11 protein-coding genes are annotated in these 14905 nt (G+C 62.7%); all 11 read left to right on the forward strand.

All coding sequences use genetic code 11. The features are described from left to right. Positions 1–22: 22 nt before the first annotated feature. The 11 genes from ahcY (at position 23) to pgaB (ending at position 14903) form a co-directional block, all read left to right on the forward strand. A complete protein-coding gene (gene ahcY, locus A9404_RS07200; protein ID WP_197490300.1) occupies positions 23–1438 on the forward strand; it encodes an adenosylhomocysteinase in 1416 nt (471 codons plus the stop codon). 17 nt (positions 1439–1455) lie between these two features. Beyond that, positions 1456–2307, forward strand: coding sequence for a methylenetetrahydrofolate reductase [NAD(P)H] (gene metF / locus A9404_RS07205; protein ID WP_066099624.1), 852 nt, complete (start codon positions 1456–1458; stop codon positions 2305–2307). 218 nt (positions 2308–2525) lie between these two features. Continuing rightward, a complete protein-coding gene (locus tag A9404_RS07210) occupies positions 2526–3443 on the forward strand; it encodes an SPFH domain-containing protein (RefSeq protein ID WP_066099626.1) in 918 nt (305 codons plus the stop codon). A gap of 82 nt (positions 3444–3525) precedes the next feature. After that, a complete protein-coding gene (locus tag A9404_RS07215; protein WP_231880875.1) occupies positions 3526–3990 on the forward strand; it encodes an NfeD family protein in 465 nt (154 codons plus the stop codon). Between the two features lie 71 nt (positions 3991–4061). Next, the gene (gene bioA / locus A9404_RS07220) at positions 4062–5414 is read left to right on the forward strand and encodes an adenosylmethionine--8-amino-7-oxononanoate transaminase (RefSeq protein WP_407645333.1); all 1353 of its coding nucleotides are present in this window, start codon (positions 4062–4064) and stop codon (positions 5412–5414) included. Positions 5415–5475: 61 nt separating this feature from the next. Beyond that, complete coding sequence (locus tag A9404_RS07225; RefSeq protein ID WP_066099630.1) at positions 5476–6234, forward strand: 16S rRNA (uracil(1498)-N(3))-methyltransferase; 759 nt, start codon at positions 5476–5478, stop codon at positions 6232–6234. A gap of 100 nt (positions 6235–6334) precedes the next feature. Further along, the gene (gene sucC / locus A9404_RS07230) at positions 6335–7510 is read left to right on the forward strand and encodes an ADP-forming succinate--CoA ligase subunit beta (protein WP_066099632.1); all 1176 of its coding nucleotides are present in this window, start codon (positions 6335–6337) and stop codon (positions 7508–7510) included. Continuing rightward, a complete protein-coding gene (sucD, locus tag A9404_RS07235) occupies positions 7507–8394 on the forward strand; it encodes a succinate--CoA ligase subunit alpha (RefSeq protein WP_066099634.1) in 888 nt (295 codons plus the stop codon). The genes sucC and sucD overlap by 4 nt, the downstream gene beginning before the upstream one ends. Further along, complete coding sequence (locus A9404_RS07240) at positions 8391–10061, forward strand: NAD+ synthase (RefSeq protein ID WP_066099636.1); 1671 nt, start codon at positions 8391–8393, stop codon at positions 10059–10061. Before sucD ends, A9404_RS07240 begins: the two co-directional genes overlap by 4 nt. 184 nt (positions 10062–10245) lie before the next feature. Then, positions 10246–12753 (forward strand): poly-beta-1,6 N-acetyl-D-glucosamine export porin PgaA, encoded by a 2508-nt coding sequence (pgaA, locus tag A9404_RS07245; protein WP_082922809.1) that lies wholly within the window; start codon positions 10246–10248, stop codon positions 12751–12753. Next, positions 12753–14903, forward strand: a complete 2151-nt coding sequence (gene pgaB / locus A9404_RS07250; protein ID WP_082922810.1) for a poly-beta-1,6-N-acetyl-D-glucosamine N-deacetylase PgaB — start codon at positions 12753–12755, stop codon at positions 14901–14903. Before pgaA ends, pgaB begins: the two co-directional genes overlap by 1 nt. Positions 14904–14905: the final 2 nt, after the last annotated feature.

Consider the following 14905-nt stretch of genomic DNA (forward strand, 5'->3'; position numbering starts at 1 on the left):
TGACACCGATTCCACTGAGGACATGAGCATGCAAAATCCGCAACCCAACACCCTGAACGATTACCGCGTCGCCGACATCAGCCTGGCCGACTACGGCCGCCGCGAAATCCGCATCGCCGAGCGCGAAATGCCGGCCCTGATGGCGATCCGCGCCAAATACCGCGCCAGCCAGCCCCTGAAGGGCGCCCGTATCGTCGGCTCGCTGCACATGACCATCCAGACGGCCGTACTGATCGAGACCCTCGTGGATCTCGGCGCCAGCGTGCGCTGGTCCTCCTGCAACATTTTTTCCACTCAGGACCATGCGGCCGCCGCCATTGCCGCCGCCGGCATTCCCGTCTTCGCCTGGAAGGGTGAGACGGAGGAAGAGTACTGGTGGTGCCTCGAGCAGACGATCCAGGGTCCCGATGGCTGGAAGCCGAACATGCTGCTGGACGACGGCGGCGACCTCACCGGCGTCATGCACGATAAATTCCCGCACCTGCTCGATGACGTCCATGGCGTTTCCGAGGAGACCACCACCGGCGTGCATCGCCTGATCGACATGTTGAAGGCCGGCACGCTCAAGGTACCCGCCATCAACGTCAACGACTCGGTCACCAAGAGCAAGAACGACAACAAGTACGGTTGCCGCCACTCGTTGAACGATGCCATCAAGCGCGCTACGGATCACCTGCTGTCCGGCAAGCAGGCCCTGGTCATCGGTTATGGCGACGTGGGCAAGGGTTCCTCGGCCTCCCTGCGTCAGGAAGGCATGATCGTCAAGGTCGCCGAAATCGATCCGATCTGCGCCATGCAGGCCTGCATGGACGGCTACGAGGTGGTTTCGCCCTACCTCAATGGCCAAAATACCGGTAGCGACGACTGCGTGGATCGTGCCCTGCTCGGCAAGATCGACCTGATCGTCACCACCACGGGCAACGTCAATGTCTGCGATGCGCCCATGCTCAAGGCGCTCAAGAAAGGGGCCGTCGTCAGCAACATCGGTCACTTCGACAACGAAATCGATACCGCCTTCATGCGCGCCCACTGGGCCTGGGAGGAAGTGAAGCCCCAGGTGCACAAGGTCTATCGCGACACACCGGCCGGCCAGTCGCCGAACCTGGATAGCGACGATTACCTGATCCTGCTGTCCGAAGGGCGTCTCGTGAACCTGGGCAACGCCACCGGACACCCCAGCCGGATCATGGACGGCTCCTTCGCCAACCAGGTCCTGGCCCAGATCCATCTGTTCACCGCGGGCTTCGCCCATCTGCCGATGGAACAGCGCGCCGACCGGATCGGCGTCGAAATCCTGCCCAAGGCACTGGACGAGGAAGTGGCCCGATACATGGTGCAGGGTTTTGGCGGCGTCCTGACCCAGATGACGCCGAAACAGGCCCAGTATCTCGGCGTGCCGGTCGAAGGCCCGTACAAGGCCGACAGCTACCGCTACTGAGCGGGCAGGAAATCGTCATGCACATCCCCATTTCCTGTGAGTTCTTCCCCCCCAAGTCCGACGAGGGGGCCGCCAAACTGCGCGCGATTCACCTGCGCCTGGCCGAGACGCTCAAGCCGGAATACTTTTCGGTCACCTACGGTGCCGGAGGCTCCACCCAGGAGCGCACCTTCACAACGGTCCGCGAGATACAGATGGCGTCCAGCGTTCCGGCCGCCCCGCATCTTTCCTGCATCGGTTCGACCCGGGCGGGTATTGCGGACATCCTCGATCAGTACCGCGCACTGGACATCCGCCGCATCGTCGCCCTCCGTGGCGACCTGCCCTCCGGCATGCGCGACCCGGGGGATTTCCGCTACGCCAACGAACTCGTGGCCTTCATCCGCGAACATGCGGGCGACTGGTTTCACATCGAGGTGGCCGCCTATCCGGAGTTTCATCCGCAGGCGCCCAACGCCACGGCAGACCTGGAACACTTCAAGCGCAAGGTCGATGCCGGTGCGAACGGAGCAATCACGCAGTACTTCTACTCGATCGAGGCCTACAGCCGCTTCGTGGATGACTGTGAACGCCTGCAGATCGACATCCCGATCGTCCCCGGCCTGATGCCCATCAGCAACTACACCCAGCTTGCCCGGTTCTCGGATGCCTGCGGCGCCGACCTGCCCCGCTGGCTGCGCAAGCGGCTGGAAGCCTTCGGCGACGACATGGACAGCCTGCGGGCCTTCGGCCACGACGTCGTCGTCGAACTCACCGCAGACCTCATCTCCGCCGGCGCACCCGGCCTGCATTTCTACACCATGAATCAGGCCGACTCGATCATCGCGCTCTGCCGCGATGCCGGCGCCCAGCCAAGCCACAACGGCTGAACGCCCGCCACACGGGGCAGTTCAGCCTCATACGCTTCCCGGATCACGGTATCAGCGTCCATTCGGGAAGCCGCCCCCCCTCGACTTGATGCGTCAGGCTAACAGTCCGCCGACCCATGCAACGATCATGGCGGTCCGCGACCTTCAGTGATAATGTCATTGACCGACCCGATACTGCAGCAGGAATCGAATTAACGACATAACAGGAGTTCAGCGTCATGGGTTCATTTGCCATCGTCATTCTCGTTCTCGCGGTCGTCCTGATTTTCGCGGGCGTCAAACAGGTTCCCCAAGGCCGCATGTACACCGTGGAGCGCTTCGGCCGCTACACCCGAACCCTCGAGCCTGGCTTGAACCTGATCGTTCCGATCATCGACCGGGTCGGCCACCGCATCAATGTCATGGAACAGGTGCTCGACGTCGCCTCGCAGGAAATCATCACCCGCGACAATGCCATGATCAAGGTGGACGGCGTCGTGTTTTTCCAGGTACTCGACCCGGCACGTGCCGCCTATGAAGTGCATCAGCTTGACTATGCCATCCTCAACCTCGTGATTACCAACATCCGCAGCGTGATGGGCTCCATGGATCTCGACGAGATCCTCTCGCGACGGGATGACATCAACGCCAAGTTGCTCGTCGTCGTTGACGAGGCCACCTCGCCCTGGGGCACCAAGATCACCCGCATCGAAATCAAGGACATCAACCCGCCGCAGGATCTGGTCAACGCCATGGCCCGACAAATGAAGGCTGAACGGGAAAAACGTGCGGCGATTCTCGAAGCGGAAGGTATGCGGCAGTCGGCCATTCTGAAAGCCGAAGGTGAGAAGCAGTCCCAGATCCTCAAGGCCGAAGGGGAGCGGGAAGCTGCCTTCCGCGAGGCGGAGGCCCGCGAACGCCTGGCCGAGGCCGAAGCCTATGCGACCAAATCCGTCAGCGAGGCGATCGCCACCGGCAACGTGCAGGCCATCAACTATTTCGTCGCCCAGAAATACATCGAGGCATTCGCCCAGATCGCCACGGCGGAAAACCAGCGCGTCATCATGCTACCCATGGAGACCAGCCATATCCTTGGCTCACTCGGCGGGATTGCCGAACTGGCCAAGGAAGCGTTCAAGCCCGGCAGCAAGATCTAAGTACCTGGGTTTCGCCACGCCGCATCGTGCCCAGCACCGATAAACGACGCGGCCCAAATCTGCAGGGACAATGGAAAACATCATGGTTCAATTCGATTTCTGGGGCTGGCTTATTCTTGCCGTCGCGCTGATCGCGATCGAAGTGCTGGCACCCTCCAGCTTCTTCCTGTGGATGGGCATCGCCGCCGCCCTCGTCGGCGGCATCCTGTTCCTGATCCCTGGACTGGACTGGCCTTACCAGATTGCGCTTTTCGCCCTCCTGTCCGTCGTCACCGTCTTCATCGGTCGACGGGTTTTCCGCCCGCAGCGACAGGAGACGGATCACCCGACCCTGAACCAGCGCGGCGCCCAGTACATCGGCCGGCACTTCACACTGGAAGAACCGATCGTCAACGGCGTCGGCTGGCTCCGGGTCGGCGATTCCCGCTGGCGCGCGCTGGGGACGGACATGCCCGCCGGAACCGTGGTCCAGGTGGTATCCGTGGATAGCACCAATCTCGTGGTCGAAGCCGCTCAGGCCGCGACAGCCCGGGGCAAAACGGTCTAGAATTCCGCCAAGACGACCATCAGGTGCGTGGCCGAGACGGCTTCACGCGCCATGAACCCTGTTTTGCCGAGATGTTCATGACCACCAACCAAGACTGGATCGACCGCGATCTATCCGTGCTCTGGCACCCCTGCACCCAGATGAAGGATCACGAAACCCTGCCGCCCATCCCGGTCGCGCGCGGGTCGGGTTCGTGGCTCTACGATTTCGAGGGGAAACGCTATCTGGATGCAATCGGCTCCTGGTGGCTGAACCTGTTCGGCCATGCCAACCCGTTCATCAACGAGCGGATCAAGAACCAGCTCGACCAACTCGAACACGTGATCCTGGCCGGATTCAGCCACCAGCCGGTCATCGAACTCTCGGAGCGTCTGGTCGCCCTGACGCCGCCCGGACTCGATCGGGTGTTTTTCGCGGACAACGGCTCCTCGGGCATCGAAGTCGCCCTGAAAATGAGCTTCCATTACTGGCGCAATGCGAACAGACCGGAAAAGAACCGCTTCATCGCCCTGGAAAACAGCTACCACGGCGAAACCCTCGGCGCGCTCGGCGTCGGCAATATCAGCGTCTTCACGGAAACCTACGCGCCCCTCATTCGCCCCGCGACCATCGCCCCGTCGCCGGATTGTCAGAAAGCCGGCCCCGGGGAAACCTGTGCCGACGTAACTGCCCGAGCGCTCTCGGCCATGCGCGCCATCCTGGAACGCGAAGCCGACCAGACCTGCGCCGTCATCGTCGAACCCCTGGTGCAGTGCGCCGCAGGGATGCGCATGCACGAACCCGCCTATCTCAGTGGCCTGCGCGCCCTCTGCGACGAATTCGACGTCCACCTGATCGCCGACGAGATCGCCGTCGGCTTCGGCAGGACGGGCACGATGTTCGCCTGCGAACAGGCCGGCATCACGCCGGACATCCTCTGCCTGTCCAAGGGCATCACGGCGGGCTATCTCCCCCTGGCCGCCATGCTCACCACCGAATCGATCTATCAGGCCTTTTATGCTGACCGGGCATCGCGACGCGCCTTCCTGCATTCGCACAGCTATACCGGCAACCCGCTGGCCTGCGCTGCGGCGCTGGCCACGCTGGATCTGTTCGAACGCGACCGGGTCATCGAACGGAACCGGCAACGCGGTGCGATGATCGACGCGTTGAGCACACCGCTGGCCGCGCACCCGAACGTCGCCAACCTCCGGCGGACCGGGATGATAATCGCCATGGACCTGGTCGACGATCAGGGACAGGCCTTTGCCCGCACCGAGCGACGCGGCCTGTTGGCCTACCGGCATGCCCTTGAACACGAGGTGCTGCTGCGTCCGCTCGGCGATACGCTCTACTGGATACCGCCCTATACCCTCAGCGACGAGGAATGGCGGATGCTGGCAGACGTCACGCTGGGCGCGGTCGAGGCGGCAGCTCGAGGATGAATCCGGCAAACGTCCCGACGCGCGGTCCTTCCGTCGCCTTCAACACCCGCGAAGCAGACCGATGAGAACGCCCCGAATCCACCTGGACACCCTCCTCAGCCCCGGCGCGGAAATCGCCCTGCCACCAGACCGGCTCAACTATCTGAAAAACGTACTCCGCCTGCGTGATGGTCAGGCCGTAATCGTTTTCGACGGTCGGGATAACCAGGCGACGGCCCGACTACAGCTCGGCCGTCGCGAGGGCGTGCTGCTCCTGGACGAGGTGGTCCGGCACAGCGTCGAATCCCCGCTGCAGACCCATCTGCTGCAGGCCATGGCCAAGGGCGAGAAGATGGACTGGATCATCCAGAAGGCCGTCGAGCTGGGTGTGCACCGGATCACGCCCGTGATGACGGAGCGCAGCGTGGTCGAACTCAAGTCAGAACGCGCCGACCGGCGCCATGGCCGGTTCGTCGACATCGCCATCAGTGCCTGCGAACAGTCGGGGCGCAACACCCTGCCGCAGATCGATCCGATCACCTCGCTCGAAACGGCACTGAACGACGTGACGGCAAGCTGCCGCTGGATACTGCATCCGGTCGTCGAGGATGCCTCACACGCGAAGCCCACTCAACCGCCCGCCAGCGCGGCCGTCCTGATCGGCCCGGAAGGCGGTTTCACGGACGACGAGATCCGGCAGGCGCTGCAACGCTCGTTCGAGGCCGTACAACTCGGCCCCCGGATCCTGCGCACCGAGACGGCCGGACTCGCCGCACTCACAGCCCTGCAATTGCGCTGGGGAGACTATTCCCTGCCTCACACAGACGAACCGCACACCTGAGCAATCGCCTGGCCATTTGCCCGTCCGAGTTTCGGGCAGGTTCTATACTTAATGGCTGCACTAAGCCAAAATAGCGGTTTATTTTCATTTTCGTATTGCCATGAACTTACATGAATATCAGGCCAAAGCGCTTTTGGCTCGGTTCTCCGTTCCCGTTTCGCCCGGCCTGGTCGTCGCCCAAAGCATCGAAGCCGCCCCGGAACGTCTGCCCGCCAGCCAGGACGGGCGCTGGGTCGTCAAGGCCCAGATCCATAGCGGCGCGCGCGGCAAGGCTGGCGGCATCGCCCTGGCCGACACCCCGGAAGGTGTGCAGGCCGAAGCGGCCAAGCTGCTTGGCCGGACCCTGGTCACCGCCCAGACGGGCGGCGCTGGCCTCCCCGTGCATCAGGTCCTGATCGAGCCGGCCGTCGCGATCGCCCGTGAACTGTATCTCGCCATGACCATCGACCGTCAGAGCCAGCGGGTGGTGGTCATCGCCTCCGCTCAGGGCGGGATGGACATCGAGGAAGTATCCGAAAAGGATCCGAACGCCATCCTGCGGCTTCAGATCAACCCGACAGTGGGGTTGATGGCCTATCAGGCGCGCCAGCTGGCCTTCGCGCTTGGACTGACCAATTCGGCGTTCAAGCAGTTCCCGGCATTGCTGCGCGGTCTCTACGATGCCTTCATCGCCGAGGATGCCGACCTCATCGAGATCAACCCGCTGGCCGTGACTCAGGAGCACCAGCTGCTGGCCGTGGACGCCAAGGTCACCATCGACAGCAACGCCGCCTACCGGCAGAAAGCCCTGTTCGACCAGCGCGACCTGACCCAGGAAGACCCGACCGAGGTGGCGGCCCGTTCGAGCGGCCTGAACTACATTTCCCTCACCGGCGAGATCGCCTGCATGGTGAACGGTGCGGGACTCGCCATGGCGACGATGGATCTGATCCAGTCTGCCGGCGGCCAACCGGCCAACTTTCTGGACGTCGGCGGCGGCACCTCGACCGAAAAGGTCGCTGCGGCCTTCAAGCTGATTCTCGCCAACCCCCGGGTTCGCGCCATCCTGGTGAACATTTTCGGCGGCATCGTGCGTTGCGATCTGATCGCCACGGGCATCATCACCGCCGCGAAGGAAGTCGGCCTGACGATCCCCACCGTCGTCCGCCTCGAAGGAACCAATGCCGCCGAAGGGCGTCAGATGCTCGCCGAATCGGGCCTGAGCCTGATTGCCGAAAACGATCTCGCCTCGGCCGCCGCCCGCGTGGTCGCCCTGTCGAACGGAGCCGCATCATGAGTATTCTCATCAACAGCCAGACCCGCGTGATCTGCCAGGGATTCACCGGCAAGCAGGGCACCTTCCACTCCGAGCAGGCCATCGCCTATGGCACGAAGATGGTCGGCGGCGTCACCCCCAACAAGGGCGGCCAGCAGCATCTCGATCTGCCCGTCTTCGACACGGTGCACGATGCCGTCCGCGATACCGGCGCCAATGCCAGCATGATCTACGTGCCGGCGCCCTTCGCTGCCGACGCCATCCTGGAAGCGGCCGATGCAGGCATCGAAGTCATCGCCTGCATCACCGAAGGCATCCCGGTCCTCGACATGCTGAACGTCAAGGCCGTGCTGGCCAGCGACTACCCCGACGTCCAGCTGATCGGCCCGAACTGCCCCGGACTCATCACGCCGGGCGAATGCAAGATCGGCATCATGCCGGGATCGATCCACCTGCCCGGCCGCATCGGCATCGTGTCGCGTTCCGGCACGCTGACCTATGAAGCCGTGGCACAGACGACCGCGGTCGGCCTGGGTCAGAGCACCTGTGTCGGTATCGGCGGCGATCCGATTCATGGCATGGACTTCATCGACTGCCTGAGTCTCTTTGCCGACGACCCGCAGACGGAAGCCGTGATCATGGTCGGCGAAATCGGCGGCAGCGCCGAGGAAGAGGCCGCGCATTTCATTGCCGAGCAGTTCAACAAACCCGTGGTCGCCTACATCGCCGGTGCAACCGCACCGACGGGCAAACGCATGGGCCATGCCGGTGCCGTGATCGCCGGCGGCCGCGGCAGCGCCGAGGACAAATTCCGCGCCCTGGAACAGGCGGGCGTTCGGATCGTTCGCGACCCCACGCAGATGGGCAGGGCAATGGCCGAACTCCTGGGACATCCGGCCCCATGAGCGGACTGCCGTCCGACGCCAGCGCATTGCGCATTGCGCTGGCACAGATCACCACGCGCGTCGGCGACTGCGTCGCCAATGCCGACCGGGTGATCGAGATGATGGCCCGTGCCCGCCGGGAGCTGGGCGCTCGCGTCGTCGTATTCCCCGAACTCACCCTGACCGGCTACCCGCCGGAAGATCTATTGCTGCGGGAAGATTTCCTCGCGCAATGCGAAACCCAACTGGCGCGCATCGCCGAAGCCGCCGGCGACATGGCCGTCGTCATCGGTGCACCGCTGCGCGTACCCGACGATGCGCCGCCGGGGCTGGCCATCACCAATGCGGCGGTGGTCATCGAACAGGGGCGCATCGTCGCCCGGTACGACAAGCGCGCACTGCCGAACTACGGCGTGTTCGACGAGAAGCGCTACTTCCGCAAGGGACGCAGTGCCTGCGTGGTGCCCATCGACGGCGTACCGCTCGGCATCACCATCTGCGAAGACATCTGGGAGCAGCGCGCCGTGCGGGAAGCTGCCGAGGCCGGCGCCCGGGTCATCCTCACCCTGAACGCCTCGCCCTATCATCGCCACAAGACCATCGATCGCGAGCGGGTAGTGGCCGAACGCATCGACGACACCGGGTGCCCGGTCGTGTACGTCAATCTGGTCGGCGGCCAGGACGAACTGGTCTTCGATGGCCGCTCGTTCGTCGCGACGGCGGACAAGACCATCGTCAGCAAACTGCCGGCCTTCGCCGAAGGCCTTGGCTGGGTCGACGTCGCCGCTTCCGGCGCCATCGTGGCGCACGGCGCCTCGCACACCTGGCCCGAAGGCGAGCAGGAAGTCTACTCGGCACTGACCACGGGCATTCGCGACTATGTCCGCCAAAACGGTTTTCATGGCGTGGTGCTGGGTCTGTCCGGCGGGATCGATTCGGCACTGGTGCTGACCCTGGCCGTCGATGCGCTGGGCGCGGACAACGTGCTCGCTGTCCGGATGCCGTCGCGCTATACCTCCCAGATGAGTCTCGACGATGCGGCCGAGCAGTGCCAGAACCTCGGCGTTCGCTGCGAAACCCTGCCGATCGAGTCCGTCTTCGAGTCGCTCCAGTCGAGCCTGTCCGGGCTGTTCGCCGGCCTCGAAGAGGACGCGACCGAGGAAAATCTGCAGGCACGCACCCGGGGCGTGCTGCTGATGGCCCTGTCGAACAAATTCGGCCGCATGCTGCTGACCACGGGCAACAAGTCCGAACTCGCCGTCGGCTACGCCACCCTGTATGGCGACATGGCCGGCGGCTTCGCGCCGATCAAGGACGTGCCGAAGACCCTCGTCTATGCGCTGGCACGCTGGCGCAACCAGTCTCTGGTCGCCGGACGTTTGCCCATTCCCTTGCGCGTAATCGAACGGGAACCCTCCGCCGAACTGCGCGCGAATCAGAAGGATTCCGACTCCCTGCCACCCTACGACCTGCTGGACCGGATCATCCGGGCCTTCGTCGAGGAGGACCAGTCCGTCGACGACATGGTGACCGCAGGGATGGATCAGGCCATTGTCCGTCGCGTCGTCCGGCTGATCCTGCTGAACGAATACAAGCGCCGCCAGGCACCGCCGGGCATCCGGATCAGTCGTCGCGCCTTCGGTCGCGACCGGCGCTACCCGATCACCTCCGGATTCCGTCCGGAATGACATCTGCCGCAGGCCAATGACTTGCCTGCACGCACACCGAGCCCAACGGTCTAAAGTTAATGTGTACGCTGCCGATACATATGGATCGACACAGCATCAGTCCTGATACACGCACACCCTTATTGCACCACAGGAAGCCTGCGAACACACCATGCGACCCTAAGTAGAAACTGCACGATCAAGCATGCACAAAAAGAAAAATAGAGCTGCACATGCCGCATGGCGCCGCACGGGCGCATTCATTCTTCTGACTGCCGTCATCGCCGCCGCCCCGGCACAGGCTAATGACGAGTCCCCCGCACTGACGCAAGCCAGAACTCAAGCTGTCCAGGATGCCCGGAACGGCCACCTCGTGCGCGGGATCGCGACGCTGGAATCGCTCCATCGGACCCATCCCGACGATGCATTCGTGACTGCGGACCTGATCGTCCTGATGCGCCTTGCCGGGCAAAACGCCCAGCTTGCCAAGCTCACCGAACATACGGACCCCCGTACCATCCCAAACTATGCCGTTATCGACTGGGCACGCGCCCTTCGCGACAGCAAGGAATTCACTCGGGCACGCGGCATTCTCGCCCCCCGTTTGTCCGATCTGGGTCCCAAGGGGGACATACTGTATGCCATGATCACCGTTGAATCCGGCCCGAAACACCCGGCCGTTATCGCCTTACCCAAGACGAGTACGCCGGGGTTAAGTCCGACCGATCTGGCGGACATGGCCTATGTACAACGCAAGGCAGGCGATCCCATTGAGGCATTGAAACTGGCCTATCTGGCCCTGAGTCGTGCCAACCAAAACCCGCATGCCTTCCGGGAACTGGTTTTTGCGCTATCGGACAGTGGCGCGGCGAATCTGGCCTGGGAAAAGGCGCAGGAGCGTCCGTCGCTCTTCAACAATGACGCACTGAACCGACTGCGTGCCGACGTCGCGACCGTGGAAATCCGAAATGCCGTCCATGAACGGCGACGTCTTGACGATGACTTCGACTATGCCCAGCGGGATATCCCCCTCAAGCGCGCGCTGAGCACCCTCAAGAAGAACCAGCAGCGCTTCGCAGAGGACAAACCGCAAGCGCTGCGCACCCAGTACGATCGGGTCTATGTCCTGCGCACACTGGAAATGATGCAGGCCGCCATCGACACATACGAATCATTGCCCCAAAAACCCGCGACGGCCACCAAAGCGAAGCGGATCGCCATCCCCAGCTACGTTCGGCGAGCGGCGGCCGATGCTTATCTATATCGACATCACCCGCGAGAAGCCGCTGCGCTCTACCGGGAACTGATCGCGGAAAACCCCAAGGCCGATGTCAACCTATTCATCGCGCTGTACTACGCCTATCTGGATAGCGAGCAATACGATCGGGCCGAGAAGATTCTGGCCACCATTCATCGAGTGACGCCGACCTGGCGTACCCGTCAGAAAACCCCGGGCCGCGTTGAAAACTGGGAGCGTCTCGATGTGGATCAACTCTGGGCGATGGATGCCGCCTACCGGAATCACGAGGACATTGCCTATGCGCGGATCAACATCCTGGTGGATCACGCCCCCCGCAACTCGGGGCTGTTGAACGCCAAAGCGACCATCGAACGCTGGCGCGGCTGGCCGGAGCAATCCCTGAAAACGACAAAACTGGCCCAGGCCTACGCCCCGAAAACCAAAGATACGCGGCTCAACCTAGCCGACAATGCCCGAGATCTCGAACATTTCAAAACCTGGGGCGAACAGATCCGGGCCCTCAATCAAGACTTCCCGACGGACACCAGCATTCAGCGGAGCATGGCACAATGGCGCGACCGAAGCCGCCCCTCCATCAGCTCCGAATACACCACGGGGCGCAGCAGAGGCAACAGCACCCTGGGCAATCCGGTGGTCGGCAACCGCGATCAGGAATGGCAAAGCCGACTCAACAGCCCTTGGCTGGCGAACGGCTGGCGCGCGTATATCGACCAACACTACCTGTGGTCCAGCTTCACCGATAGCAGCGAGCGATACAATCGCTACGGCGTCGGTGCGGAATGGCGTGGCAACCGGAAACATGCCTGGGTCAGCATCAACAATGACCAACTCACCGGCCGACACGTCGGGGTTGAGGCCGGCTGGAGCCAGTGGCTGGACGACCACTGGCAATACGGGATCAGTGGCAACACCTATTCCCTGAGCACCCCTTTGCGCGCCAAACAGGCCGGCCTCTCCGGAAAATCACTGAATGCGAAACTCAACTGGCGTCAGGACGAAACGCGCGAAGCCTATGCCGGGCTGAGCGTACTGTCCATCTCAGACGGCAACAAACGCACGGATCTCGCTGCCGGGTTCTCCCAGCGCCTGTTTGCCAGCCCGCACCATATCACCACCGGCGGCGTGGACGCCTTTGCGGAGCACAATAGCCGGCCGGGCGGCAGCTATTTCAACCCCGCCAACAGCGAAAGCCTGTCGGTTCGGTTGGCGCACAAATGGACCACCTGGCGAGACTACGATCGCTCATTCACACAATATGCAAAAATTTCAACCGGCTATGGATGGCAAGCCGGTTACGGCGGCGCCCCCATGACCGATATTTTTTACGAACACATCTGGAAACTGAACCGCACCTGGGATCTGCACTATGGTGTCGGCTGGGGAAGCAACGTCTATGATGGCGGGCGCGAACAGCGACTCTATGGTGTTCTCGGATTTGGAGGCGTGTTTTGATGGAACGACGGCACTTTCTCAAATCCCTGGTGGCGACCCTCACCGTCACCGCCACACCAGGGGGGTGGGCGGGAACCCCGAAGACGGGTGCTGCGGGCACGCCGGCACCACTGACGACCGTTCAAATCCCACCGGGGCAATTCGTCACCTTGTGCATGCACGACGTACGGGACGATGTCGCGCCCGGTGTCGATAACGATCCCTACGCCATGAACACCCGGCGCTTAGCGGCACTATTCGACTGGATGAAGGTACACGACTGGCACCCCGTATCCCTTCAACGGATCGTGGACGCGCACGCCGGCAAGACTGACTTGCCGAAGAATGCCGTCCTGCTTTCCTGGGATGATGGACTGGCCAGCATCTATTCACGGGTGTTCCCGCTCCTGAAGGCATTTCAGTACCCGGGGCTGTTCGCTCTGGAAACCGACTGGCTGACCCGCGTTCACCGAGGCTTATCGGTCGACTATCAGGGTGAGGGATTCGCCGCCTCGGTCACGGACACCCAAAAGGCCACCGACGCCCTCAAAATCGATGAGGCACAAGCCCGAGCGTCGAATAATCTCAAAGCCCCCAACCGAGTGTTGTACAACGGCTCCGAGCGCGGCGCCAAAGGGTTTATTTCCTGGGCTCAGGCTCGGGAAATGCAAGCCTCTGGCCTGGTGGAGTTCGCCACGCATACGCACGATTTGCACCATGGTATTTTGGCCAACCCCCAGGGAAACGTCGAACCCGCAGCGATTACCCGGCAGTACCTTGCGCCACTCAAACGCTATGAAACCGACCGTGAGTTTCATACTCGGATTCTGACCGATCTGCGCCAGAGCGCGGCCATCATTCAACGGGAAATCGGCGTACGCCCCCGCGCCATCGTCTGGCCCTACGGCGCGATGAATGCCGAGGTCGAAGCCATCGCCCGCGAAGCCGGCCTGCCCATTTCCTTCGGCCTGGGTGACCGACGTCTGGATAGCCGAACCCAAGCGCTGTCGTCTTTTGGCCGTCTTCTGGTGATGGATGACCCGACCCCCGTATCCATTGAGGCGCAGGTTTCCCAGTCCATCACCCCGGTGCCGGGGATCGAACGGGCGGTACAGGTCGACATGGACTACATCTACGATCCCGATCCAGTCCGAACGAACAGCAATCTGGGCAAACTGCTCGACCGAATCAAGGCACTCAAGGTACGCACAGTCTATCTACAGGCCTTTGCCGACCCCGACGGCTCGGGCAACCCCAAGGCGCTGTATTTCCCCAACCGGGTGCTCCCCATGCGGGCCGACCTGTTCAACCGCGTGACGTGGCAACTCCGTACCCGGGCCGGCGTACGGGTATTTGCCTGGTTGCCGCTTCTGGCCTATCAATTGCCGGATACGGCGCAACAGGATCGACTATCCGTCAAAATTCAGGACGCCGAAGGCAAAATCGTACCCGCTCGACGCGACTACCATCGATTGAGCCCCTTTTTGCCGGAAACGCTCGCCCTCGTTGGCGATATCTATGCCGACCTGGGCAAAAGCATGACCGGCATCTCGGGGCTGTTGATTCACGATGACGCCTATCTCGCGGAAGACGAGGACGCTACCGCCCTGAGCCCGGAAGCCCGTTGGCCGGGCACCGATCGCCCCGTGGGTCAAACGCCGCTCACGGCACGCCAGAAAACGGAAGCGCTGATCGCCTTCGGCGAAGCGGTGGCCGAACGCATGCGCTATTACACCAATGCAAGCAACCCGTTTATCGTCGCACGGAATCTGTACGCCCGTGTCGTGCTCGACCCCGAGGCGGAAAGTCGCTTCGCGCAAGCCTTGGATCCCTTCCTAGCCGCCTACGATGGGGTCGCCTTGATGGCGATGCCCTACCTGGACGGCACTACGGAACCCCCGGAGCGGTGGTTGCGGCAACTGGCGGAAACCGTTGCGCGCACGCCGACGGGCCTACAGAAAGTCGTCTTCGAGCTCCAAACCAAAAACTGGACGACCGGCGCCTGGATTCCCGGCGCGACGCTCAAAAACTGGATGCAGGAACTCACCCGGATGGGCGCGGTGAACCTTGCCTATTACCCGGATGACTTTCTGACCGACCACCCTCCTTTCACGCCCACCTTCGAAGGAATCAGCCTGACTGAGTTCCCGTACTACCGGTTGAAGCACTAATG

Source organism: Halothiobacillus diazotrophicus (genome assembly GCF_001663815.1).
GTDB classification, from domain to species: Bacteria; Pseudomonadota; Gammaproteobacteria; order Halothiobacillales; family Halothiobacillaceae; genus Halothiobacillus; species Halothiobacillus diazotrophicus.

What these genes read in the sequence shown, in the direction of transcription:
- ahcY (WP_197490300.1), top strand. Translation starts at nt 23, where the DNA reads ATGAGCATGCAAAATCCGCAACCCAACACCCTGAACGATTACCGCGTC.
- metF (WP_066099624.1), top strand. Translation starts at nt 1,456, where the DNA reads ATGCACATCCCCATTTCCTGTGAGTTCTTCCCCCCCAAGTCCGACGAG.
- A9404_RS07210 (WP_066099626.1), top strand. Translation starts at nt 2,526, where the DNA reads ATGGGTTCATTTGCCATCGTCATTCTCGTTCTCGCGGTCGTCCTGATT.
- A9404_RS07215 (WP_231880875.1), top strand. Translation starts at nt 3,526, where the DNA reads ATGGTTCAATTCGATTTCTGGGGCTGGCTTATTCTTGCCGTCGCGCTG.
- bioA (WP_407645333.1), top strand. Translation starts at nt 4,062, where the DNA reads ATGTTCATGACCACCAACCAAGACTGGATCGACCGCGATCTATCCGTG.
- A9404_RS07225 (WP_066099630.1), top strand. Translation starts at nt 5,476, where the DNA reads ATGAGAACGCCCCGAATCCACCTGGACACCCTCCTCAGCCCCGGCGCG.
- sucC (WP_066099632.1), top strand. Translation starts at nt 6,335, where the DNA reads ATGAACTTACATGAATATCAGGCCAAAGCGCTTTTGGCTCGGTTCTCC.
- sucD (WP_066099634.1), top strand. Translation starts at nt 7,507, where the DNA reads ATGAGTATTCTCATCAACAGCCAGACCCGCGTGATCTGCCAGGGATTC.
- A9404_RS07240 (WP_066099636.1), top strand. Translation starts at nt 8,391, where the DNA reads ATGAGCGGACTGCCGTCCGACGCCAGCGCATTGCGCATTGCGCTGGCA.
- pgaA (WP_082922809.1), top strand. Translation starts at nt 10,246, where the DNA reads ATGCACAAAAAGAAAAATAGAGCTGCACATGCCGCATGGCGCCGCACG.
- pgaB (WP_082922810.1), top strand. Translation starts at nt 12,753, where the DNA reads ATGGAACGACGGCACTTTCTCAAATCCCTGGTGGCGACCCTCACCGTC.